Source organism: Streptomyces sp. AJS327 (assembly GCF_013450295.1).
Taxonomy (GTDB): Bacteria; Actinomycetota; Actinomycetes; order Streptomycetales; family Streptomycetaceae; genus Streptomyces.
Map to the genome: position 1 here is coordinate 1,510,527 of NZ_SKBR01000001.1, position 22,281 is coordinate 1,532,807.

General features: G+C 73.7%; 22 protein-coding genes. 15 read left to right on the plus strand and 7 right to left on the minus strand.

Annotation, left to right across the window (positions count from 1 at the left end; translation table 11 throughout):
• Positions 1 to 109: 109 nt before the first annotated feature.
• The 10 genes from E0L36_RS06080 to amaP all read left to right on the plus strand — a co-directional run bounded on the left by E0L36_RS06080 (position 110) and on the right by amaP (position 9,196).
• Entirely contained in the window at positions 110 to 1,264 is a 1,155-nt protein-coding gene (locus E0L36_RS06080) for an alpha/beta hydrolase (protein ID WP_180927789.1), read from the plus strand.
• 364 nt (positions 1,265 to 1,628) lie between these two features.
• A complete protein-coding gene (locus E0L36_RS06085; protein ID WP_219636110.1) occupies positions 1,629 to 2,915 on the plus strand; it encodes a hypothetical protein in 1,287 nt (428 codons plus the stop codon).
• 381 nt (positions 2,916 to 3,296) lie between these two features.
• Positions 3,297 to 4,895 carry an ABC-F family ATP-binding cassette domain-containing protein gene (locus E0L36_RS06090; RefSeq protein ID WP_180927791.1) on the plus strand — a complete coding sequence of 533 codons (1,599 nt, stop codon included), beginning with the start codon at positions 3,297 to 3,299 and terminating at the stop codon, positions 4,893 to 4,895.
• A gap of 441 nt (positions 4,896 to 5,336) precedes the next feature.
• The gene (locus E0L36_RS06095) at positions 5,337 to 5,558 is read left to right on the plus strand and encodes a helix-turn-helix domain-containing protein (protein WP_180927792.1); all 222 of its coding nucleotides are present in this window, start codon (positions 5,337 to 5,339) and stop codon (positions 5,556 to 5,558) included.
• A gap of 92 nt (positions 5,559 to 5,650) precedes the next feature.
• Entirely contained in the window at positions 5,651 to 6,430 is a 780-nt protein-coding gene (locus tag E0L36_RS06100; protein WP_180927793.1) for an enoyl-CoA hydratase/isomerase family protein, read from the plus strand.
• 218 nt (positions 6,431 to 6,648) lie between these two features.
• On the plus strand, positions 6,649 to 7,158 hold the full coding sequence (locus E0L36_RS06105; RefSeq protein WP_180927794.1) for an Asp23/Gls24 family envelope stress response protein: 510 nt from the start codon (positions 6,649 to 6,651) through the stop codon (positions 7,156 to 7,158).
• A 219-nt stretch (positions 7,159 to 7,377) separates the two neighbouring features.
• Complete coding sequence (locus E0L36_RS06110) at positions 7,378 to 7,563, plus strand: hypothetical protein (protein WP_180927795.1); 186 nt, start codon at positions 7,378 to 7,380, stop codon at positions 7,561 to 7,563.
• Between the two features lie 4 nt (positions 7,564 to 7,567).
• Positions 7,568 to 7,936: an Asp23/Gls24 family envelope stress response protein gene (locus E0L36_RS06115; RefSeq protein ID WP_180927796.1), complete on the plus strand. Its 369-nt coding sequence runs from the start codon at positions 7,568 to 7,570 to the stop codon at positions 7,934 to 7,936.
• Positions 7,933 to 8,577 (plus strand): DUF6286 domain-containing protein, encoded by a 645-nt coding sequence (locus E0L36_RS06120; protein WP_180927797.1) that lies wholly within the window; start codon positions 7,933 to 7,935, stop codon positions 8,575 to 8,577. Before E0L36_RS06115 ends, E0L36_RS06120 begins: the two co-directional genes overlap by 4 nt.
• 10 nt (positions 8,578 to 8,587) lie before the next feature.
• A complete protein-coding gene (gene amaP, locus E0L36_RS06125; RefSeq protein WP_180927798.1) occupies positions 8,588 to 9,196 on the plus strand; it encodes an alkaline shock response membrane anchor protein AmaP in 609 nt (202 codons plus the stop codon).
• A 55-nt stretch (positions 9,197 to 9,251) separates the two neighbouring features.
• Here the strand turns inward: amaP and E0L36_RS06130 are convergent, their stop codons facing one another.
• From E0L36_RS06130 to E0L36_RS06140, 3 genes are all read right to left on the minus strand, one after another.
• Positions 9,252 to 10,019, minus strand: coding sequence for an SDR family oxidoreductase (locus E0L36_RS06130; protein ID WP_180927799.1), 768 nt, complete (start codon positions 10,017 to 10,019; stop codon positions 9,252 to 9,254).
• 267 nt (positions 10,020 to 10,286) lie between these two features.
• Positions 10,287 to 11,363 (minus strand): SURF1 family protein, encoded by a 1,077-nt coding sequence (locus E0L36_RS06135; RefSeq protein ID WP_180927800.1) that lies wholly within the window; start codon positions 11,361 to 11,363, stop codon positions 10,287 to 10,289.
• A 103-nt stretch (positions 11,364 to 11,466) separates the two neighbouring features.
• Positions 11,467 to 12,513 (minus strand): DEDDh family exonuclease, encoded by a 1,047-nt coding sequence (locus tag E0L36_RS06140; RefSeq protein ID WP_180927801.1) that lies wholly within the window; start codon positions 12,511 to 12,513, stop codon positions 11,467 to 11,469.
• Between the two features lie 341 nt (positions 12,514 to 12,854).
• Between E0L36_RS06140 and E0L36_RS06145 the strand changes: the two genes are divergently transcribed.
• Positions 12,855 to 13,811 (plus strand): sterol desaturase family protein, encoded by a 957-nt coding sequence (locus E0L36_RS06145; RefSeq protein ID WP_180927802.1) that lies wholly within the window; start codon positions 12,855 to 12,857, stop codon positions 13,809 to 13,811.
• 365 nt (positions 13,812 to 14,176) lie between these two features.
• Here E0L36_RS06145 and E0L36_RS06150 read toward each other — a convergent pair whose 3' ends face one another.
• On the minus strand, positions 14,177 to 15,661 hold the full coding sequence (locus tag E0L36_RS06150) for a S8 family serine peptidase (RefSeq protein WP_180927803.1): 1,485 nt from the start codon (positions 15,659 to 15,661) through the stop codon (positions 14,177 to 14,179).
• Between the two features lie 374 nt (positions 15,662 to 16,035).
• Here E0L36_RS06150 and E0L36_RS06155 point away from each other — a divergent pair, with 374 nt between their 5' ends.
• The 3 genes from E0L36_RS06155 (at position 16,036) to moaA (ending at position 19,204) form a co-directional block, all read left to right on the plus strand.
• Positions 16,036 to 16,392 (plus strand): DUF485 domain-containing protein, encoded by a 357-nt coding sequence (locus E0L36_RS06155; RefSeq protein ID WP_308416647.1) that lies wholly within the window; start codon positions 16,036 to 16,038, stop codon positions 16,390 to 16,392.
• Positions 16,389 to 18,014 carry a cation acetate symporter gene (locus E0L36_RS06160; RefSeq protein WP_180927805.1) on the plus strand — a complete coding sequence of 542 codons (1,626 nt, stop codon included), beginning with the start codon at positions 16,389 to 16,391 and terminating at the stop codon, positions 18,012 to 18,014. The genes E0L36_RS06155 and E0L36_RS06160 overlap by 4 nt, the downstream gene beginning before the upstream one ends.
• A gap of 200 nt (positions 18,015 to 18,214) precedes the next feature.
• A complete protein-coding gene (gene moaA, locus E0L36_RS06165; RefSeq protein ID WP_180927806.1) occupies positions 18,215 to 19,204 on the plus strand; it encodes a GTP 3',8-cyclase MoaA in 990 nt (329 codons plus the stop codon).
• A 117-nt stretch (positions 19,205 to 19,321) separates the two neighbouring features.
• Here moaA and E0L36_RS06170 read toward each other — a convergent pair whose 3' ends face one another.
• The gene (locus E0L36_RS06170; protein ID WP_308416706.1) at positions 19,322 to 19,645 is read right to left on the minus strand and encodes a hypothetical protein; all 324 of its coding nucleotides are present in this window, start codon (positions 19,643 to 19,645) and stop codon (positions 19,322 to 19,324) included.
• Between the two features lie 251 nt (positions 19,646 to 19,896).
• Positions 19,897 to 20,253, minus strand: a complete 357-nt coding sequence (locus tag E0L36_RS06175) for a DUF3099 domain-containing protein (protein WP_180927807.1) — start codon at positions 20,251 to 20,253, stop codon at positions 19,897 to 19,899.
• Between the two features lie 254 nt (positions 20,254 to 20,507).
• Between E0L36_RS06175 and E0L36_RS06180 the strand changes: the two genes are divergently transcribed.
• Positions 20,508 to 20,789: a GlsB/YeaQ/YmgE family stress response membrane protein gene (locus E0L36_RS06180; protein WP_180927808.1), complete on the plus strand. Its 282-nt coding sequence runs from the start codon at positions 20,508 to 20,510 to the stop codon at positions 20,787 to 20,789.
• A gap of 19 nt (positions 20,790 to 20,808) precedes the next feature.
• On the opposite strand, the gene tyrS is transcribed toward E0L36_RS06180, so the two are convergent.
• Complete coding sequence (gene tyrS, locus E0L36_RS06185; RefSeq protein WP_180927809.1) at positions 20,809 to 22,221, minus strand: tyrosine--tRNA ligase; 1,413 nt, start codon at positions 22,219 to 22,221, stop codon at positions 20,809 to 20,811.
• Between the last annotated feature and the right edge of the window lie 60 nt (positions 22,222 to 22,281).

Consider the following 22,281-nt stretch of genomic DNA (forward strand, 5'->3'; position numbering starts at 1 on the left):
CGTCCGGGTTCCCCGACGCGCGCGCTCCCGGCGCGCGAACCGCCGCCTCCGGACCCGGCTGGCCCCGTTCCGCTGGCCCGCCGCCGGGCGGCCACCGACACTGGGCCCGATGCGTACGCGTACCGCGGCGGGCCTCGCCGCCACCTCCGTACTCGGCGCCGGAGCGGTCGCGGTGGCGGCCAGCCGGTACGCCGCCGACGCCGCGCTGCGGCCCGCCCGCCCACGCCCCGGCCGGGCGCCGCTCCCCGCCGGGTTCGACGGCCCCGCCCTCACGGTCCACGCGGCCACCGAGGACACCGTCACCCTGACCCGCTCGCTCAGCGCGGGGCTGCCCGGCCGCTACGGACTCGTCGGACGGGGCTGCCACGCGGTGGCCGGGCCGGTGCTGGAGGAGGAGTCCGCCGCCTCCGGCCCGGACACCGTGGTGCGGGAGCTGCGCCGGGTCCTGCGTGGCGAGCTGACGCCGGGAACCAAGGTGCGGATCACCCCGCAGATCTACGCGGGCGACCCGGGCACCGCCCTCGGCCTGCCCGTCAGCGAGGTGCGCGTCCCCGGCGAACTCGGCCCGCTGCCCGCCTGGTTCGTCCCCGGGGACCGGGACACCTGGGTGCTCACCGCGCACGGCCTCGGCGCCACCCGGGAGGCGCCGCTGGCCCTCGTCCCCTTCCTCCACGCGCAGCGGTTCCCCGTGCTGAACCTGGCCTACCGGGGCGACCCCGGCGCGCCCCGCCCCCCGGAGAACGCCGCCCACCTCGGCGGCACGGAATGGCGCGATCTCGACTCCGCGATCCACTACGCCCTCCGGTCCGGAGCGGAGCGCGTCATCCTCTACGGCTGGTCGAGCGGGGCCACCATGGCGCTGCACGCCGCCGTGTACTCGGCGCTACGCGGCCGGATCAGCGGACTCGTCCTGGACTCCCCGGTGCTCGACTTGCCCGTCACCCTGCGCGCGCTGGCCGCCGAGCGGCACGTGCCCCGACGGCTGCTGCCGCTGGCCGTGCGCGCCGCGCTCGGCCGGGTCGCCGGGCACGCGGAGCGGGTGGCGGCGGTCGCCGACCCGGCCCTGCTGAACGTCCCGTTGCTGCTGGTCCACGGGCCGGACGACACCATCGCCCCCTGGGGCCCCTCCCGCACGTACGCCGCCGCCCGCCCCGAGCTGGTCAGTCTGCACACCGTCGACCGCGCCCCGCACGCCGCGATGTGGAACGCCGGCCCAGGACCGTACGAGGAGACGCTCCGCCGCTTCCTCACCCCGCTGATGTGACACCGGGCCCCGCCCGCTCCCCGGGAGCCCCCGCCCCGCCCGAGTGCCCGGCTCCCGCCACGCCGGGGCGTTGTCGTGGCGCCCCGCCGTTCCCCGTTCCGGGGGCCGTTCCACGCCATCCGCCGCCGGGGCACCGCCCTCCGTACCGGGCGGACCGCCCCCGGAACGGCGACGCCACGCGTCGCCGCACCTCGTGGACGGGTGGCCCCCGGCGGCGCCGGATCGGCCACCCCCCGGTCGCCACCCCGGTTTTGGGTTTCCTCCACACAGCGGGAAGACTGCTCCCGTGACCCCGTCCGGTAACCCGCGAGACTCCCGCCTCCGACTGGTCCCGAGCCGCCCCATCGCCGCCGCTCGGCGGACGATGCGAGCCCCACGCGCGAAGCCCGCGCCGCCACCGCCCGCCGGGGTGCCGCCCCGCGCCGAACTCGCCCGCCAGGCACGGGCCCTGCTCGCGGACGCCGTGCGGCTGGCCCGCTGGGCCGCCGACACCGGCGTGCTGCCCTTCGACGCCGGGGGCGTCGAACAGGCCGCGGCCGCCCTGCGGTTGCCGCCGGAGGCGGTCCGCACCCACTGGGACCGCGCCCGGCTCGCCGGACTCGTCGAACTGCACGGCGAGACCCCGCGCGCCGGATGGCGGCTCAGCGCCTGGGACCGGGACGACGGCGCCGCGCTGCGCGGCTGGGTGGCGCTGTTCGACGCCTGGTCGCTCGCCTATCCGGCGCCCACCCCGCACGAACAGGGCCTGGTCTCCGAAGTCGTCGTCGCCGCGCCGCAGTTCCTCGCCGTCATGCACCTCTCCGGCGGCCCCGTCACCTTCCCCGCCCTCTACGACCTGCTCGGCCAGCGCGTCGCCGAACTCCGCGCCGAACGCAGCGCGGAGGAGGAGGCCGAGGTCCTCCCCGGCCTCCTCGACTGGGCGCTGGACGGCCTCGCCGCGGTCGGCGCCCTCACCCGCTGCCCGGACGAGGAGACCGGGGTGCGGCAGGGCTCGGCCGTCCTCACCCCGCTCGGCAACTGGTCGGTGTGGACCAAGCTGGAGCAGGTCTGCGTCGCCGCGCAGAGCCCCGCGGGCAACTTCGAGCGCCCCGCCGAGGACATGCTGCGCGGCTGCGCCCGGCTGACCCCCGGCCCCGCGCGCGACGAGTACCGGGCCTGGCTCGCCGTCCGTCCGACCGGACCGGCCGTGGCCGAGCTGCTGGAGGCGGCGCGTGGCGAGGACCCGCTGATCCGTGGCCTCGCCTTCGAGGCGCTGCGGGTGGTCGGCGATCCCGCCGAGTCCGCGGTACGCGAGGCGGCGGACGAGGCCCCGCTGCGCCCCTACGCGCTGCTGTGGCTCGCCGAGCACGAGGGCGCCGACCCGGAGGACCTGGCGGGCGGGGCGCCCGGCGTGCTCACCCGGGACGAGGCGACCTGGCTCTGGGTGGACACGGCCGCGGCCGTGGCCGACCACGGCGAACAGCAGCTGCTCGTCGACCACCTCGCCACCGCCGTGCAGGGGTCGGTGCCCAGGCTGCTGGAGGAGGTCCGCGCCACCGGCCACCCCCGTACCGTGCAGGTCCTGGTCGCGCTGGCCGCCGCGCACCCGGACGCGGCGCTGGCCAAGGCGGTGCGGCGGGCGGCCTTCCAGGTCCACCGCGGCGGCTCCTGACCCGTCAGCCCCCGGCCGTCCCGGCCCCCCGGCCGTCCCGGCCCCCCGGCCGTCCCGGCCCCCCGGCCGTCTGCCGGGCGAGGGCCTCCGCCCCACCGGACGCGGCGGCCCGGCTCCCCTCGGGGCCCGGGCCCCGCCCCGGGCCCCGGCCTTCGGAGCCCGTGCGGACCGGGACCGGCGAGGCCGGTGGCCGTGGCCCGTGTTCCGGGGGGCCGGACGCGCGACTCCCACCCTCCGGCGCCCCCGCCCGACCGCCCCGGAAAACGGTTTGCCGCGCGCGGTTAGACTGGGGTCATGCCTCATCTCCTCGTGCATTAGACCCCGTACGTCCGCGCCCCGGTCCGTACGTACGCCCGTCACCCATGCCCTGGAGTACCTCCCGTGATCACCGTCTCCGACCTTGAGCTGCGCGCCGGAGCCCGCGTCCTGATCGAGTCCGCCACCTTCCGCGTCGGCAGGGGTGACCGCGTCGGGCTGATCGGCCGCAACGGAGCGGGCAAGACCACGCTGACCAAGTGCCTCGCCGGAGAGGGCACCCCGGCGGGCGGCACCATCAGCCGCGGTGGCGAGGTCGGCTACCTCCCGCAGGACCCCCGCACCGGCGATCTCGACGTCCTCGCCCGGGACCGGATCCTCTCCGCGCGCGGCCTGGACACCGTCATCCGCAAGATGCGGGAGAACGAGGACCGCATGGCGGGCGGCCAGGGAGCCACCCGCGAGAAGGCGATGCGGAAGTACGAGCGGCTGGAGGCCGAGTTCCTCTCCCGGGGCGGTTACGCCGCGGAGTCCGAGGCCGCCACCATCGCGGCCAGCCTCGGCCTGCCCGACCGGGTGCTCGGCCAGCCGCTCCACACCCTCTCCGGCGGTCAGCGGCGCCGGGTCGAGCTGGCCCGCATCCTCTTCTCGGACGCCGACGTCCTGCTGCTCGACGAGCCCACCAACCACCTCGACGCCGACTCGATCATCTGGCTGCGGGACTTCCTCAGGACCTACCGTGGCGGACTGATCGTGATCTCCCACGACGTCGCGCTGATCGAGACGGTGGTGAACAAGGTCTTCCTCCTGGACGCCAACCGCTCCGCGATCGACATCTACAACATGGGCTGGAAGCAGTACGTCATCCAGCGCGAGGACGACGAGAAGCGCCGCAAGCGGGAGCGGGCCAACGCGGAGAAGAAGGCCGCCGCGCTCAGTTCCCAGGCGGACAAGATGCGTGCGAAGGCCACCAAGGCGGTCGCCGCGAAGAACATGGCCCGGCGGGCCGAGAAGCTGCTCTCCGGCCTGGAGTCGGAGCGGCAGGACGACAAGGTGGCGAAGCTCCGCTTCCCCGATCCGGCCCCCTGTGGCAAGACCCCGCTGACGGCCGAGGACCTCTCCAAGTCGTACGGCTCGCTGGAGATCTTCACCGGCGTCGACCTCGCCGTCGACAAGGGATCCCGGGTGGTCATCCTGGGCCTGAACGGCGCGGGCAAGACCACCCTGCTGCGGCTGCTCGCCGGGGTGGAGGAGCCGGACACCGGCAAGGTCATCGCCGGGCACGGCCTCAAGCTCGGCTACTACGCGCAGGAACACGAGACGCTCGACGCCGACCGCACCGTGCTGGAGAACATGCGCTCCGCCGCTCCGGACATGGACCTGGTGGCGCTTCGCAAGACGCTCGGCTCGTTCCTCTTCTCCGGGGAGGACGTCGACAAGCCCGCGCGGGTGCTGTCCGGCGGCGAGAAGACCCGGCTGGCCCTGGCCACCCTGGTGGTCTCCTCCGCGAACGTGCTGCTGCTCGACGAGCCGACCAACAACCTGGACCCGGCCAGCCGCGAGGAGATCCTCGGGGCGCTGCGCACCTTCACCGGCGCGGTGGTCCTCGTCACGCACGACGAGGGGGCGGTCGAGGCGCTCCAGCCGGAGCGGGTGATCCTGCTGCCGGACGGCGTCGAGGACCTGTGGAACGAGAGCTACGCCGACCTGGTCGCCCTCGCCTGACCGCCCCGCGCCCGGGCCGCGCGGCCCCGCGCCCCGCCGCCGGAAGCCGTCCGGGGCGGCCGCCGGGCGGCGGGCGGGCGGGTCCAGTCGCCGCCTGAGGCGGCGTGATCCCCCGGTTCTGGATCATTCGGCCTACCCGTGATCCTTCATCTGAGTGAGGACGGCTCATACCACGGCGCGGGCCCAGCGGGGCCCGGCCGCGCTGTGGCAGGCGCGGCCGTCGCGTCCGCTGGCTCCGGTGGGGCGCTGTTGACCTGCCGCTTCGCCGTGGGGCCCGGCCGGGCGGGGCTACCGGAGAGTCCGGAGTGTCAAATTCCGTTCCGCTGGTGCCGCGTTCCCGGCCCGCCGCCGCCCGTACCGACCTTGCCGAATGGGTGGCCAGATGCGGGGGGAGGGGTGATCATGAGAGGCACAGAGCGCACTTCCCACGAGGAGGCACGGGTGGCCGAGACTCTGAAGAAGGGCAGCCGGGTGACCGGCCCCACACGCGAGAAGCTCGCGGCAGACCTCAAGAAGAAGTACGAATCCGGCGCGAGCATCCGGGCGCTTGCCGAAGAGACGGGCCGTTCCTACGGGTTCGTGCACCGCATGCTCAGCGAGTCCGGGGTGACCCTGCGTGGGCGTGGCGGCGCGACGAGGGGAAAGAAGTCGGCCGCGTCGTGAGCCAGCCCGTCGGGACGGGACTTCCGAGCACCGGTCCCCGGTGGTTACTCTTCGGTTAATTAAACCGTGGAGTAGCCACCGGAGGACGCACGATGACCCTGCTCGACAAGGACGGCGTACACCTGGCGGTGGACGGTGCCGTGGCCACGGTCACGCTCACCAACCCCGCCAAGCGGAACGCCCAGACCCCCGCGATGTGGCGCGGCCTGGCCGAGGCGGGGCGCGTGCTGCCGGGCGACGTCCGTGTCGTCGTGCTGCGCGGTGAGGGTGCGGCGTTCTCCGCCGGTCTGGACCGGCAGGCGTTCGAGCCCGAGGGCTTCGAGGGCGAACCGTCCTTCCTCGACATGGCCAGGGAGCCGGAGGAGCGGCTGGACTCGCTCATCGCCGAGTACCAGGAGGCGTTCACCTGGTGGCGCCGGAGCGACCTGATCACCGTAGCCGGGGTCCAGGGATACGCGATCGGCGCCGGTTTCCAGCTCGCGCTCGCCTGCGACCTGCGCGTCTGCGCCACCGACGCGCGGTTCGCGATGCGGGAGACGAGCCTCGGCCTCGTCCCCGACCTCACCGGCACCAAGCCGCTCGTCGCCCTGGTGGGCTACGCCCGGGCGCTGGAGATCTGCGCCACCGGCCGCTTCGTCGCGGCGGAGGAGGCCGAGCGGACCGGTCTCGCCAACCTGGTGGTCGCTCCCGAGGAGCTGGACGGAGCCCTCGCCGACCTGTCCGCCGCGCTGCTGGCGGCCCCCCGGGACGCGGTGATCGAGACCAAGGCGCTGCTCGCCGGAGCCGCCTCCCGCACGCTCGACGAGCAGCGCGCCGCCGAGCGTGCCGCGCAGGGCCGACGGCTGCGCGACCTGGTGGGCCTGGGCGACTGAACCGCCCGCCCCCACTTCGCCGTTGACCGGGCCCGCGCTCCGGGCCCGCCTTTCCGGTCCGTGGCCCGGATTCGCCGTCCGGTCCGGCCGTCCCCCGTCCCCGCCCCCACCCGTTCGGTCGTGCATCACCCCGGGGCGGGGCGTTCGGCGTGCCTAGTGTGGTCAGCGGAGCGGCGCAGCTCCGCGCCACCGGCGAGCACCGGATAGGGGTGAGTGCGATGTCCGATACCGCGCAACGAGGGTCGTCCGGCACGTCCTCGGGTAAGGAGAGCCGCCGCTCGGGCGAGGGCGGAGGGGGCTCCGGCGGGCCGGGGGAGCGCGGAGGTGGCGGACCCCCGGCCGAGCGTGGGCGCACCTCCATCGCGGACGGCGTGGTGGAGAAGATCGCGGGGATGGCGGCGCGCGAGGTGCCCGGGGTGCACGCCATGGGGGCGGGGATGGCCCGGACCCTCGGCGCGGTGCGCGACCGGGTGCCCGGCGGTGGCCGCTCCGTCCAGCGGGGCGTCAAGGCCGAGGTCGGCGAGGTCCAGACGGCGCTCGACACGGACATCGTGGTCGACTACGGCGTCTCCATCGACGAGGTCGCGCGCGCCGTGCGGGAGAACGTGATCCGCGCGGTCGAGCGGATGACGGGCCTGGAGGTGGTGGAGGTCAACATCGCGGTCGGGGACGTGAAACTGCCCGAGGAGGACGGCGAGGAGAACGACGATCAGCGTCGCCTCCAGTAGCCTCCCGCCCCCGTCGCCCGCCGCCGCTGGCCGGACGCCCGGGTCCCCCTCCCGGATCCCGGTACCGGCGCCCTCGGAGTCCCCGGGGCCGGAGGGGACCGGCACCCCGGCCCGTCCCGCGCGGAGCCGCACCGGCCCCGCCGCCGCCCACCCGACGCCGCCGCACCGCACCGCACACGTGCCCCGGCGCCCGGGCGCCGGTGAACGAAGGAGTACGAGATGAGCATGGCCGTGATCGGCATGATCGCCGGCATGGCGCTGGGCTTCGCCGGGTACTTCGGCGGCTTCGGCGCGTTCCTGCTGGTGGCGGCGTTGGGGGTGGTGGGCTTCGTGGCGGGCAGGTTCCTGGAGGGGGACCTCGACCCGGGGGACCTGCTCCGGGGCCGCGGCGAGCGGCGCGGGTGATCCGGTGAGCCCGGCCGCCGCACCCCCCGCCCCTCCCGCCGCCGAGCGGGGTGCCCTCACCGTCGCCGACCGGGTGGTCGCCAGGATCGCCGCGCAGGCCGCGCGGGAGGCCCTGCGCGCCACGGGACCGCCCGGCGCCGGGGACCGGATGCCGCACACGGAGGTCACCGTGGGCGACCGGACGGCGCGGATCCGGATCGTCGTCGAGCTGCCCTACCCCTCCGACATCGCCGCGCAGTGCTCCGCCGTGCGTCGTCAGGTCACTTCGCGGGTAAGGGAACTGGTCGACATGGCGGTACCGGAGGTGGCCGTCACCGTGCGGCGGCTGCGCTCCGCCGCGCTGGACGGCCGGAGGCCCGGGAGGGTGACGTGAGCGACGGCCCCACCACACTGGACAAGGGCGAACCCGCGGGCGGTATGGAGCAGTCCGCCTCGGCCGCCGCCTACCAGCCGGGCGAGACCTCCGGCGGACGCGCCTCGGGCCGCTTCTGGTCCACCCGGCGGCTGTCCGCCGGACTGCTCGCGCTGGCGCTGCTCGCCGCGAGCGCGCTGCTGCTGTACGACATCGCCGCCGTCCGCGCCGGGCGGCCCGCGATGGCCTGGCGCCGTTGGCTCGCGGACGAGCTGGCGGCTGCCCGGCTCGACAGCGCCGGGGTGCGGATCGCCGCCGCCCTCGCCGTCCTGCTGGGGCTCTGGCTGCTGCTGCTCGCGCTGACCCCGGGACGGCGTGGACTGCTGCCGATGCGGCGGGTCTCCCCGCACGTCCGGGCCGGGCTGGAACGTCGCGCGGCCGCACTGGTGCTCCGCGACCGGGGCATGGACGTCTCCGGGGTGCACTCGCTGCGGGTGCGGGTCCGGCGCCGCCGCGTCCGCGTCCGCGCCCAGGCGCACTTCCGGGAGCTGGACGCGGTCCGGGCCGATCTGGACGGGGAGTTGGAACGCGGTATCGAGCAACTCGGCCTCGACCGCCAGCCCGCGCTCTCCGTCCGGGTACGGCGAGCGGCGAGACCGTGAGGAGGGCGCCGTGCTCCGTGTGGTGAACCGGGTGCTGCTGGGACTGACCGGCCTGCTGTCGCTGGCGGTGGGACTGGCCCTGCTGGCGGGCGGGTTCGAACTGCCCCACCGCTGGGGGCTGGGCCTGCCCTCGGACTGGCCGTGGGCGCGGGGCGGGGACGTGCCCCTCGCCGAGGGCGACCGCACGCGCTGGCGGGACACGGGCTGGTGGTGGCCGGTGGTGATCGGGGTGCTCAGCGCCCTCGTCCTGCTCACCCTCTGGTGGGTGCTGGCCCAGGCCCGCCGCCGCAGGCTCGGCGAGGTGCTGATCGCCGCCCCCGAGGGGAGCGAGGAGGGGGTGGCCGGACTGCTGCGTGGCCGGGCCCTGGAGGACGCGCTCACCGCCGACGCCGAGGGCCAGCCGGGCGTCGAGCGCGCCCGGGTCACGCTGACCGGCCGGAGGACCGGGCCGCGCACCCGGATCGGGCTGCTGCTCGCCCCGCACGCCGAACCCGGCCCCGCCGTCCGTCAGCTGCACGGCGAGGCGCTGGAGCACGCCCGGTCGTCCATCGGGGTGGCCGCCCTCCCGGCCGAGGTCCGGCTGCGCTCCGCGCGGCACCGCGCCCGCCGGGTCGTCTGAGGAGGACGGCCCAGGCGGCGGGCGCCGGGTGAACGGCCGGTGCCCGCCGGACGGTTCAGAAGCCGTGCCGGGCGCCCCCGTCGACCGGGAGCATCACGCCAGTCAGGTAGGAGGCGGCGGGGGAGAGCAGGAAGGCCGCCGTGCGGCCGAACTCCTCGGGGCTGCCGTAGCGGCGCAGCGGGATCGTCTCCGCGTTGCGCTTCCGGGCGGCGCTGCCGTCCGCGCCGTCGGCCAGCGAGTCGAGGTAGGCCAGCCGCTCGGTGCCGATGCGCCCCGGCAGCAGCCCGAGCACCCGGATCCCGCGCGGGCCCAGCTCGTTCGCGAGGGTCTTGGCGAAGCCCGCGAGGCCCGGGCGCAGCCCGTTGGAGATCCCCAGCCCGGGAACCGGCTCGTGCACCGAACTGGAGAGGACGAACCCGATCACCCCGCCCTCGGTCAGCTCGGCCGCGACGGCGCGTGCCATCCGGACGGCGCCCAGGAAGACGCTGTCGAAGGCCGACCGCCACTGCTCGTCGTCCACCTCCGTCACCGGGACACCGGCGGGCGGGCCACCCACGCTGACCAGCACGCCGTCGAGCCGTCCGAAGTGCGAGCGGGCCGCCTCGACGAGGCGAGCCGGGGCCGCCGGGTCCGCGTTGTCCGCTGCCACCCCCACGGCCCGGCCCTCGCCCAGCTCGGCGGCGGCGGCCTCGGCGGCCTCCGCGGAGCGCCCGGTGACGACCACCCGGGCGCCCTCCGCGACGAGCTGCTGGGCGCTGGCGAAACCGAGGCCGCGGGTGGCACCGGTGATGACGTACACGCGATCTGTCAGTCCGAGATCCATGGGAGCAGTCTGCCTCCCGCCGCCCGGCACCCGGCCAGGGGGGACGTGGAAGACCCCCGGGAGCGGCCGGAGTTCGCGGAAGCGCGGCGGGGCGCGCGCCGGACAACCGGCGGTCCCGCGGACGCGACCCGGGTACCCCGGGCACTCCAGGTGCCCCCAGTGCCAGGGGCCCATGACCCCGCCGGACCCCACGGCCCCGACGTGTGCGAGGTGCCCCCGACGTCCCCGACGTCTCCCATGTCCCCGGCGGGCGCCCCGGCTCGGCGGTCAGTCGGCGGTGGCCGCCACGGGACCGCCGCCCGGGCGCCGTGCGGTGGCCGCCGGGGCGCCGCCCTCCGCCGCGCCCTCCGCCGTCTCGTCCGCCGTCCGCTCGGGGGCGTCAGCGGTGTCGCCCGGTTCCGGCTCGCCCCCGCCGTCAGTCGTAACGGCCGGGGAGGAGCCGTCCGGTCCGTCTGATGGGTCCGGTCCGTCTGGTCCGTCCGGTCCGTCCGGGGTGGTCGTACCGTCCGGACCGCTTGCGCCGTCCGGGACGGCCGTGTCACCCGCGGGGCCCGCGCCGTCCGGTCCGTCCGCGCCGCCGTTGGCGCGTGCCGCCAGCCGGTCCGCGCGCTCCCGGCGCAGCAGGATGATCCACCCCACCGGAACGGCGGCGGTGAACAGCCACCACTGCACCGCGTAGGCCATGTGCGGGCCGATACCCGAGCTGTCCGGCTTCGGCAGCAGCTCGGGCTGGGTGCCCGCGGGCTTCGGGGAGGTGGCGGTCAGCTGGATGAAGCCGTGCAGCGCCGGACCGTCCAGCCGGGCGGCCTGCTGCCGACTGTTGATCAGCATCACCTGGCGGGGCGGCAGTCCCTTCCGGTCCTTGATGCCGCTGGCGGCGGTGGTCTCGTCCGGCATCAGCCGCCCGGTGACCCGCACCTCGCCGCGGGGTGGGGCGGGCACCTCGGGGTGCTGGGTGAGGTCGTTGTCCGCGTCCACCCAGCCCCGGTTGACGAGCAGCGCGTCCCCGTTGGCCAGCACCAGCGGGGTGACCACGAAGTAGCCGATGGACTGTTCGTCGGAGGCGGTGCGCTGCCGCACCACCACCTCGTGCTCCGCGTCGTACCGGCCGGTGGCCGTCACCGCGCGGAACTTGTCCTCCGTGCGCGGGCCCGCGTCGGTGCTGGTCAGCCGAGTGACGGGGACGGGTGGGGCGTCGAGGCTGGCCGCCACCCGGTCGTTGCGCTCGACCCGGTCCTCGTGCCGGTGCAGCTGCCAGAAGCCCAGCCGGATCGTCACCGGGATGAGCAGCAGCGCGACGAGCGTGAGCATCACCCATTGCCGGGACAGCAGGAAGCGGTACACGCCTCCCGACGGTACCCGGCGGGGCCGCGCCACCCGCCGCCGGGGCGGGCCCGAGGCGGCGGACCGGGCCGTCCCGCCCGAACGCCCCTCCGCGCGCCCGGCCTCAGCGCGCGGAGGCCGGGGCCACGTCCCGCAGGAGCTGGCTGAAGGCGGCCTCGTCGATCACCGGTGTGCCGAAGGAGTGGGCCTTGGCCACCTTGGCGGCGGGGGACTGGGGGTCGTTGCTCACCACCAGGCTGGTGAGGCGGGAGACGCTGGTCGCGATGTGCAGTCCGGCCTCGATCGCCCGGTCCTCCAGCAGTTCCCGGTCGACGGAGGTGTCGCCGGAGATGGCCACGCGCATCCCCTGGACCAGGCGGCCGCCCGGCTCGTAACGGCCCGGGTTGGGGTAGGGGCAGGCGGGCCGTCTGCGGGAGGGCCGCCAGCTGTTCGCGTACGGACGCTGCCCCCGGCCGTCCGCCGGTTGCCCGGTGCCGGGCAGGACGGAGTCCGACCACTCGGCGAGGGACTGACAGGCGTGCAGCGGCAGCCGGGCCGCGCGTTGGGCCGCGAGGTGCAGGCTCGGCCGGAACGACTCGGCCAGCACCCGGGCGTCGTCCAGGGCGTGGTGGGCCTGGCGCTGGACCACGCCGTAGTGCGCGGCGAGCGACTCCAGCTTGTGGTTCGGCAGCGGCAGCGCGAGTTCCTTCGCCAGCGCGATGGTGCACAGCCGCTGGCGCACGGGGGCCTCGCGCTCGGCGCGGGCGTACTCCCGGGCGATCATCGACCAGTCGAAGAGGGCGTTGTGGGCGACCAGGACCCGGTCCGCGAGCCGTTCCGCGAAGGCGTCCGCGATCTCGGCGAAGAGCGGGGCGTCCGCCAGGGCCTCGGAGGTCAGCCCGTGGATCCACACCGGGCCGGGGTCACGCTGCGGGTTGACGGGGGAGTACCAGTGATCCTGGACGTTCCCCCGGGCGTCGAGCTGGTAGACGGCGGCCGAGACGATGCGGTCGTCCCGCCGGAGACCGGTGGTCTCGACGTCCACGACCGCGTAGCCGCTGGGGTATTGGGCGGGCCAGCGGGCCGCCTCGGTCTCCGCCGCGGCGGGTTGCGAGGGCAGGCGAGCCGCGCCGGCCGTCTCTTCCGGGAGCGCCGTCTGGTCTTCGAGCATGGTCCCAGAGAATACGGGTCCCGACTGACACCGTGGGCCCCCTCCCGGCCCGCCCCACCCCGGACATCCGGGGGGCCGCCCTCCGGGCCCAGGGCCCCACGCGCGGGCGCGCGCCCGGAAACTGAGGGGTCGTCGGTTACGTGCCTCCCCCGCGCCAGCCCCCGGGGTGGCCGACGGTGCGGAGTGCGGCACCGCTCCGGACGGATCGTGGGGGAGCCCGGACCGGAGCGCCGACGGGCCCGGGATGTGGAGGGACGGCGGCGGGGTGCGGGCGGTGATCACTTCTTACTTGCAGGTAACACCCTCTGGTAAGCACGTGGTTTCCGGTCTACCGTGCCGATATGCCGTCAAGTCTCCCGGACGTCGTGCTCTGGTCGATACCCGCTTTCGTGCTCCTCACCGTGGTCGAGATGGTGAGTGTCCGACTCCGCCCCGAGGAGGGGGCGGCGGGCTACTCCACCAGGGACGCGGCCACCAGCGTCACCATGGGGCTCGGCAGCCTGGTCTTCGACGCGCTGTGGAAGATCCCGATCGTCGCCATCTACGTGGCCGTCTACGAACTGACGCCGCTGAGCGTGCCGGTCGTGTGGTGGACGCTGCCGCTGATGCTGCTCGCGCAGGACTTCTTCTACTACTGGTCGCACCGGGGCCACCATGTGATCCGGGTGCTGTGGGCCTGTCACGTGGTGCACCACTCCAGCGAGAAGTTCAACCTCACCACCGCGCTGCGCCAGCCCTGGACGAGCTGGACCGTCTGGCCGTTCTACCTGCCGCTGATCGCGCTGGGCGTCCATCCGGCGGCACTGGCCTTCTGCTCCTCCGCCAACCTCGTCTACCAGTTCTGGGTGCACACGGAGCGGGTCGGGAAGCTGCCGCGCCCGGTGGAGTTCGTCTTCAACACGCCCTCCCACCACCGGGTGCACCACGCCTCCCAGGGCGACTACCTGGACCGCAACTTCGGCGGCATCCTCATCGTCTGGGACCGGATGTTCGGGACCTTCGTCCCCGAGACCAAGCCCTGTGTCTTCGGCCTCACCAAGAACATCGGCACCCACAACCCGCTGCGCGTCGCCACCCACGAGTACCTGGCCATCGGACGCGACCTGCGCGCGGCGCGGAGCTGGCGGGAGCGCGCGGGACGGGTCTTCCGGGGGCCGGGATGGCAGCCCGCCCCCGAGCCGGGGGGAGCGGAGCCCGCCCCCGGTACGGCGGCCGGTGTCGCTCCCGTGGCCGACTCCGGTCCCGTCGGTGACTCCGGCCCCGCTGGCCAGGAGGCCGTACCGGCCAGCACCGGCTGACCCGGCTGGCCCGGCCCGTCCGGGCGAACCCGGGCACCCGTCACGGAGACTCAACTCAACGCGGCGCGGCGGCGGTTGCCCCGGGCAACCACGGCCGTCCTCCGGCTGCCTCCGGTCCGTCTCTTCCCCCCCCGTCTCCGGCCTGACGGCTCCGGCCGCTCCCGTCGCCAGCCGTTCGTCTCACCGGCCGCTCCCGTCGGTCGCCGCGCCCGGTCCTGAGCGGCCGTCGGGCGTGCGGGAGGCGTCGGCCCGGCGGGCGCGCGCACGAAGGCGGGGTGCCGGATCGCGGACGATCCGACACCCCGCCGGGCGTCACCGCCGGTGCCCCGGGCCGCCGTCAACGACGGCACGGAGCGAGCGGAACGTTACTTCGAGACGGCCTTCAACGCGTCCACGATGCCGTGACCGTAGAAGCTGTTGTCCCGGTCGGTGCCGGTGCACTCGGCCGCGTAGGTGCCCTCGCCGTCCGGGTCGTAGTCCGTCGGGCAGGCCACGCTCTTCGACTGGGCCTTGAGCATCCAGTTGATGTCCTGCGGCGTGGCCTTCGGGTTCTGGCTCTTCAGCAGCGCGGCGACACCGGCGACGTTCGGTCCGGCCATCGACGTGCCCTGGAGGTAGGCGTAGTCCCCGTCGGGCATGGTGGAGAGCACCCCGCCGTTCTTGGCCGGGGCGTCCGGCGTCTGGTAGCGGGTGTCGCCACCGGGGCCGGCCACGTCGATCTCACCCAGGCCGTGGTTCGAGTAGAACGACTTGAGGTTCTTCTCGGGCCCGGTCGCGGAGACCGAGGTGACTCCGTCCAGCTGAGTCGGCATGTCGACACAGTTCTCGGTGTCGACGGTGCGCGTCACCGGCTCGCTGTCGTTCGGGCTGGATTCGTCGGTGATCTCCTCGGCGGCGAGGTCCTGGTTGTCGTTGCCCGCCGAGGTGATGTGCGCGGTGCCCTTGTCGCGTGCGTAGGTCATCGCGCGGCTCACCGAGTCGACCAGCGCCTTCTGGTCCGCGTCATCGCGGCAGGCGTACAGCCAGGGGTCGACGTAGTAGCTGTTGTTGGTGATGTCCACGTCGTTCTCGGCCGCGAAGACCATCGCGCAGACGACGGCCTCGGCGAAGAACAGCGAGGTGTCGGGCTCGCTCACCTTGATGGACGAGACCTTGACACCCGGCGCGGTGCCCGCGACGCCGACGCCGTTGCGCGGCGCGGCCACGATCCCCGCGACGTGGGTGCCGTGGTAGTCCTCGGCGGTGTAGGGGCGCCAGGCGCCCTTCGAGGTGTCCGCCTTGCCGCCGACACAGTTCGCCGACTGCTTGCTGGCGAAGTTGGCCTTGAGGTCCGGGTGGGTGTCGTCGACGCCGGTGTCGATGACACCGACCGTCACCTTGCCGCTGCCACCGCTGATCTCGCTGGCCTTGTCCGCCTTTATCGCCCGCTTGTCCCACTGGAGGGACTCCAGCGGCTCCTCGCCCTTGGCCTTGGCGTTGGCGGCCGCCGACGCCTTGGGAGCCTTCACGTACTCGGGCTTGCCGATGTCCGTGGAGGCCGCCGGAGTCAGCGGAGCCGTCCGGGTGGCACCGGCCGAGTCCACTCCGTCCACCGCGCGGAGGGTCTTGCCGAAGTCCGGATTGGCCGAATGGGCGACGATGACACCGATCTGGTCGTACGTCTCGACGACACTGCCGTCGGCGGAGGCGATCTCCTTCTCCACCCGCTTGACGGTGTCCGAGTCCGTCTCGGTGTTCACCACGTAGCTGAAGGTGTCGGCGGCCTTCGGCGCCGACGGGGAGTCCTGAGCCGTGGCCACGGCGGCCCCGGCCAGGCCGAGTGAGGCGGTCAGTGCCAGCCCCAGCGGCATCGCGAGCGCGCGGCGGCGTCTCGCGGGCCGTGCGGACCCCGTGGGTCCGGAAAATCTGGAAGGTCTGGGAACCATGTGGTCTCCGAGTCTCGTGTGCAGTTGTCCGCTGAGCGGTACTCAGGCGCACATCCGTACGTCAAGTGTGCGGCTGAGGTGCGCTCAGACGAGCGAAGCTATCGCCGTGTACTGCGGGCGAGCAATGGATACCGAAAGAAAGTGCGACTGCTATCGGGGCGTGACAAGCCCGTGACCTTTGGGATTCAACAACCGACCCCTGTTGTTCCGCCGAGCGTGGATCTACGATGCGCGCACCGCACGACCAGGGAGACGTCCGTCACACCGTCCCCCATCGTCACGTTCTGTCTGGAGTCACTGTGGACACCCCACCGGAGCACGAGAATTCCGGTCCCCAGGAAAACGGGGACACCCGGGACTACGTGCAGGTACAACAGAGCCCGGAGTTCACCGAACTCCGCCGCTCCTACCGTTCGTTCGCGTTTCCCCTGACCTTCGCGTTCATCGCGTGGTACCTGCTGTACGTCCTGCTGTCCAACTACGCGGGCGGGTTCATGGCGACGAAGGTCGTCGGGAACATCAACGTCGCCTTCGTGCTGGGGCTGGCGCAGTTCGTCACCACGTTCCTGATCGCCTGGTGGTACTCGCGGCATGCCGCGACCAAGCTCGACCCCAAGGCCGAAGCCATCAAGACCCGCCTGGAGGCGGACGCATGAGCCTCACGTACCAACTCGCCGCCGGAGGGGCGAGCGAGCACCGTCCGCTGATCGTGACGCTGTTCTCGCTGTTCGTGGTCGCGACCCTGGCCATCACCGTGTGGGCGGGCCGACGCACCAAGGACGCCGCCGACTTCTACGCCGGTGGCCGCCAGTTCACCGGTTTCCAGAACGGGTTGGCGATCTCGGGTGACTACATGTCAGCCGCCTCCTTCCTCGGAATCGCCGGCGCCATCGCGCTGTTCGGCTACGACGGCTTCCTGTACTCCATCGGCTTCCTGGTGGCCTGGCTCGTCGCGCTGCTGCTCGTCGCGGAGCCGCTGCGGAACTCCGGCCGGTACACGATGGGTGACGTGCTCGCCTACCGGATGCGGCAGCGTCCCGTCCGGACGGCCGCCGGGGTCTCCACCATCACCGTCTCGATCTTCTACCTGCTGGCCCAGATGGTCGGCGCCGGCGCCCTCGTCGCCCTCCTGCTCGGCATCACCGGCGACCTGGGCAAGAACCTCATCGTGGTGTTCGTCGGGATCGTGATGATCCTGTACGTCACGATCGGTGGGATGAAGGGCACCACCTGGGTGCAGATGGTGAAGGCGGTGCTGCTGATCGGCGGCACGCTCGTCATCACCTTCCTGGTGTTCCACAAGTTCAACTACAACCTGTCCACCCTGCTCGGCGCGGCGGCGGACAACAGCGGCAAGGGCGCGGCCTTCCTCGAACCGGGGCTGAAGTACGGGCTGACGACCACCTCGAAGATCGACTTCATCTCGCTGGGGATCGCGCTGGTGCTCGGCACCGCCGGACTGCCGCACATCCTCATCCGCTTCTACACCGTGCCCACGGCCAAGGCCGCCCGGAAGTCGGTGAACTGGGCGATCGGCATCATCGGTGTCTTCTACCTGATGACCATCGCGCTCGGCTTCGGCGCCGCCGCGCTGCTCTCCAACAAGGAGATCACCGACGCGGACAAGGCGGGCAACACCGCGGCGCCACTGCTGGCTCAGGAGATCGGCGGCGGGGCGGACTCGACCGGAGGCGCGATCCTGCTCGCGATGATCTCGGCGGTCGCCTTCGCCACCATCCTCGCGGTGGTCGCCGGGCTCACCCTCGCCTCGTCCTCGTCCTTCGCGCACGACCTGTACGCCAACGTCATCCGCAAGGGCAAGGCGACGGAGCAGGAGGAGGTCCGGGCCGCGCGCATCTCGGCCGTGATCATCGGCATGGTGGCCATCGGACTCGGCACCCTGGCGGGCAACCTCAACGTCGCCGGGCTGGTGGCGCTCGCCTTCGCGGTGGCCGCCTCCGCCAACCTCCCGACCCTGGTCTACAGCCTCTTCTGGAAGCGGTTCACGACCCAGGGGGCCCTCTGGTCGATCTACGGCGGACTGATCTCCGCCGTGGGCCTGGTGATCTTCTCGCCCGTGGTCTCGGGCAAGGAGACCTCGATGATCCCGGACGCGGACTTCGCCTGGTTCCCGCTGGAGAACCCGGGCCTCATCTCCATCCCGGTCGGCTTCCTGCTCGGCTGGATCGGCGCCCTGCTGACGAAGGACGAGGGAGCCGGTGGCAAGAAGTACGCCGAGCTGGAGGTCCGCTCCATGACCGGCACCGGCGCCCACTGACGCCACCCGGCGCCGCCCCCGCACACGCGCGGAGGCGGCGCCGCGGCCGCCGCGACCCCCGGGAACCGGCCGCCACCACCCCCTCACCTGCGGATCGGCACCGGCGCCCGGCACCGGCCGGAGGCCCACCGCCGTACCCGAACCGCCGACCCTCACGTACGCTGCCAAGCAGTTCCAGCAACCGTGGGAGGGCCGCAGCCATGCTGCTCGACACATTCGGGAGGGTCGCCACCGACCTCCGTGTCTCGTTGACCGACCGCTGCAACCTGCGCTGCACCTATTGCATGCCGGAGGAGGGGCTCCAGTGGCTGGCCAAGCCGGAGCTGCTCACGGACGACGAGATCGTCCGGCTCGTGCGGATCGCCGTGACCCGGCTCGGCGTCGAGGAACTGCGCTTCACCGGCGGCGAACCACTGTTGCGCCCCGGCCTCACCGGCCTCGTCGAGCGCTGCGCCGCGCTGGAACCGCGCCCCCGGATCTCGCTGACCACCAACGGCATCGGCCTGGAGCGCACCGCGGAGGTGCTGCGCGACGCCGGGCTCGACCGGGTCAACGTCTCCCTGGACACCCTCGACCCCGAGGTGTTCCAGCGCATGACGCGCCGCAAACGGCACGGCGACGTCCTGCGGGGTCTGGCGGCGGCGCGGGCCGCCGGGCTCGCCCCGGTGAAGGTCAACGCGGTGCTGATGCCCGGGGTGAACGAGTCGGAGGCGCCGGACCTGCTCGCCTGGGCGCTGGAGCACGAGTACGAGCTCCGCTTCATCGAGCAGATGCCCCTCGACCCGCAGCGCGGCTGGCAGCGCGCCGGAATGATCACCGCCGGGGACATCCTCGCCGCGCTGCGCACCCGGTTCACCCTGACCCAGGAGGGCGAGGAGGCCCGCGGCTCGGCACCCGCCGAACGCTGGCTGGTGGACGGCGGCCCCGGCCGGGTCGGCGTGATCGCCTCGGTCACCCGGCCGTTCTGCCGCGCCTGCGACCGCACCCGGCTGACCGCCGACGGTCAGGTGCGCACCTGTCTCTTCGCCACCGAGGAGTCCGACCTGCGCGGCGCCCTGCGCGGCGGCGCCTCGGACGAGGAGCTGGCCGCCCGCTGGCGGACCGCGATGTGGGGCAAGAAGGCCGGTGCCGGGATCGACGACCCGGAGTTCGTCCAGCCCCGCCGCCCCATGTCGGCGATCGGCGGCTGACCCGGCTCGGCGGTGCCCGCCGGCGCCCGGTGGGTGGGCTGACCCGGCCCACCCGTCCCACCCGTCCTGCCCCGGTCTCCCGGGGCGGGACGCCGACGGCCGGTGCCGCCGCGCGCCTCAGCTGGCGCCGCGCTCCGGCCCGCCGGTCGCGCCCGGCGCCTCCGGCCCGTCCGCCGGGTCCGACCCGGCCGCCTGGCGGGCCCGCCACTCCGCCAACTCCACCACGTCCCGCAGGAATCCGCGGACGCTGAGGAAGGAGGAGAGGTGTTCCCGGTGCTCGGCACAGGCCAGCCAGGTCTTGCGGCGCTCCGGGGTGTGCAGCTTCGGGTTGTTCCAGGCGAGCACCCACACGGCGTCGGCCCGGCAGCCCTTGGCCGAGCAGACGGGCGTCTCGGGACCGGGCGAGCCGGACGGGCCTTCGTCGGAGGAGGGGAAAGAGATCACCGCTCCATCATCCCTCGCCGCCCCGGCCCCGCCAAAAGGTCGACCGCACCGCGCTGACCAGCGCGGCCGGTGGAAGGACCGCACACAAGCGACGCCGGGCAGCCACGGGGGGAGCTGCCCGGCGTCGGTCTGTCGCTCCGACGGGGGATGCGGAGCGCTCTTGAAGTATGGCACGCGACACCCTGGGCGGTGCACCAGAACCGAAGGATTGATCTGAGCTTTTCTTGAGCTTCGCTCGGGTACCGGGCTCAACCACGCGTCGTGGACGGTCCGTTGGATTCCGTTCCCGGATCCTCCGCCACGGGTTCCGCGCTGCCCAGGGCGGGCCGCGCGGGCGCCCCGCCGAAGGTCGACGGCAGCGATACGGCGTTCTCCCGGCCCGCGTTGGCGATCACCACCGCGACGTACGGCAGCAGGGTGCCGAGGACGAGGGCCGCGATGGCGAGCGGACGCTGGACGTTCCACAGGGCCACCGTCAGCAGCACCGACAGGGTGCGCACCAACATCGTGATCACGTACCGCCGCTGACGGCCGCGCACGTCCTCCTGAAGGCCCCGGCGGGCTCCGGTGATCCGGAAGACCTCGGGGGAAGCCTGCTTCCGCATCACATTCCACCACCTGTTCCTCATGCCGGACCCGGCCCGGCATATGAGGTCCCTGACCGCTACTACGGTACGCCCCGCCTCCCCCGCGTTCGAGGCGGGGGAGGCCAGCCGGGCCGACCGGACCGGCTCCGCCGGAGCACGCATGGCGCCCTCCGTCATGCGACGTAGCCCCGCCGGGCGCAGACTGGGCGGACACCGGCACCGCCCCACGTGCCGGGGCGCGGACGAGCACGAGACGTCACCCGGGAGACGCCATGAGCTGGCTGTGGGCGATCATCGTCGGACTGGTACTGGGTCTGCTCGCGCGGGCCATCCTCCCCGGCAGGCAGCGCATCCCGCTCTGGCTGACCGTGATCTTCGGCATCCTGGGCAGCCTGATCGGCAACGCGCTGGCCAGCGGCCTCGGCGTGCACGACACCAAGGGCGTCGACTGGATCCGGCACCTGCTGCAACTCGCGGGCGCCGTGGTGATCGTGGCGCTCGGCGCACCCCTCTGGCAGGCGGTCCGGGGGCGGAGCCGGGGCCGGCACCGATAGCGGCGCCGGCTCAGCCGGCTCAGAGCCCCTGGACCTCCGCCACCCGGCGCCCCGCCTTCAGGTAGACGGTGCCGCTCGCCCCGGCCTCGGCCAGCTTCTCCGGCAGCACCTCGGCCGCCGGGCGCAGCGCGTCCGCCTCGGTGAGGACCAGCGTCACCTGACCCGCGTCCGCCGTCTCCACGACCAGCCGCAGCCCGTTCTGCTTGGCGACCCGGCGGGCGGCCGAGGCGCTGGGCGCGAACTCCAGGACCCGGGCGAGGATCGCGGTGACGCCCTCCGCGCCGTGTTCCGTCAGCGAGAGCACCGGCAGGCTCTCCACCTCGGCGAAGGACCTGCGCGAGAACCGGGCGGAGAACCCGGCGCGCGCGGTCATCGCCGCCGCCACCCCGTACAGCGCGGTGACGACCTCCCCGGCGAGGATCCGCTTGAGGTCCATCGGGTGCAGCGTCCCGGCCTCCATCCGGGCCGTGACCAGCTCGATCTCCGGGTCGGTCCACTCCGTCCAGGCTCGCAGGTAGGGCACCATCAGCCGGTCCGGGATGGACATGACCTTGCCGAACACCTCGTCGGCGGCGGCGGTCAGGGCGACCGCGTTCCCCTTGGACTTCGACATCTTCGCGCCCGAGCCGTCCGTGCCCTCGATCAGCGGCATGGTGACGATCATCTGCGGACGCTGGCCGTAGACCTCCATCACCCGACGGCCCATCTGCATGTTCAGCAGCTGGTCGATCCCGCCCAGCTCGACGTCGCAGTCGAGTTCGGCGGAGTCGAGGGCCATCGCCACCGGGTAGATCAGCTCGGACATCGTCAGCCCGGAGCCCTCCGCGAGGCGGTTGCGGAAGTCGTCCCGCTGGAGCAGCGCGGAGGCCGGGACCTGGGCGAGCAGGGTGACCAGCTCGGGGAAGCCGAAGGAGCCGAGCCAGTCGCTGTTGTGCCGGAAACCGACCTGCTCGAAGTCGAAGAAGGGCTTCACCTGCTCCTGGTAGCCCGCCAGGTTCCGCGCGATGTCGGCGTCGGTCAGCGGCGGACGCTCCGCGCTGCGCCCGGAGGGGTCACCGATCTTCGCGGTGAAGTCCCCGATGATCAGCGTCACCCGGTGCCCCATCCGCTGGAACCGGCTGAGGATGATCATGGGCACCACGTGGCCCAGGTGGACCTCGGCCGCGGTGGGGTCGATCCCCAGCTTGACGTGCAGCCCCCCGCCCTCGGCTCGCCGGGCCTCGATCGTCTCCGCCAGCCGCTCCTCGGAGGGCAGCACGTCGACCGCGCGGGACGCGATCAGCGCCGCCTGTTCCGGGGCGGGCAGGTCACTCAGGTCGAGATAGCGCCGCGAGCCCGTTTCCGTCAGCAGCCGCTCGGCCGTCCGGTCGGAGGAGAGGTCCTGTGCCAGCAGTTCGCCGGCACGCTGTACGGAGTCGCCGAGGCGTGTCACGTCACGTTCCTGAGGTCGGTGGATACGGGTCGGGCCCGAGTCTATGCCGGGGCGGGGGAG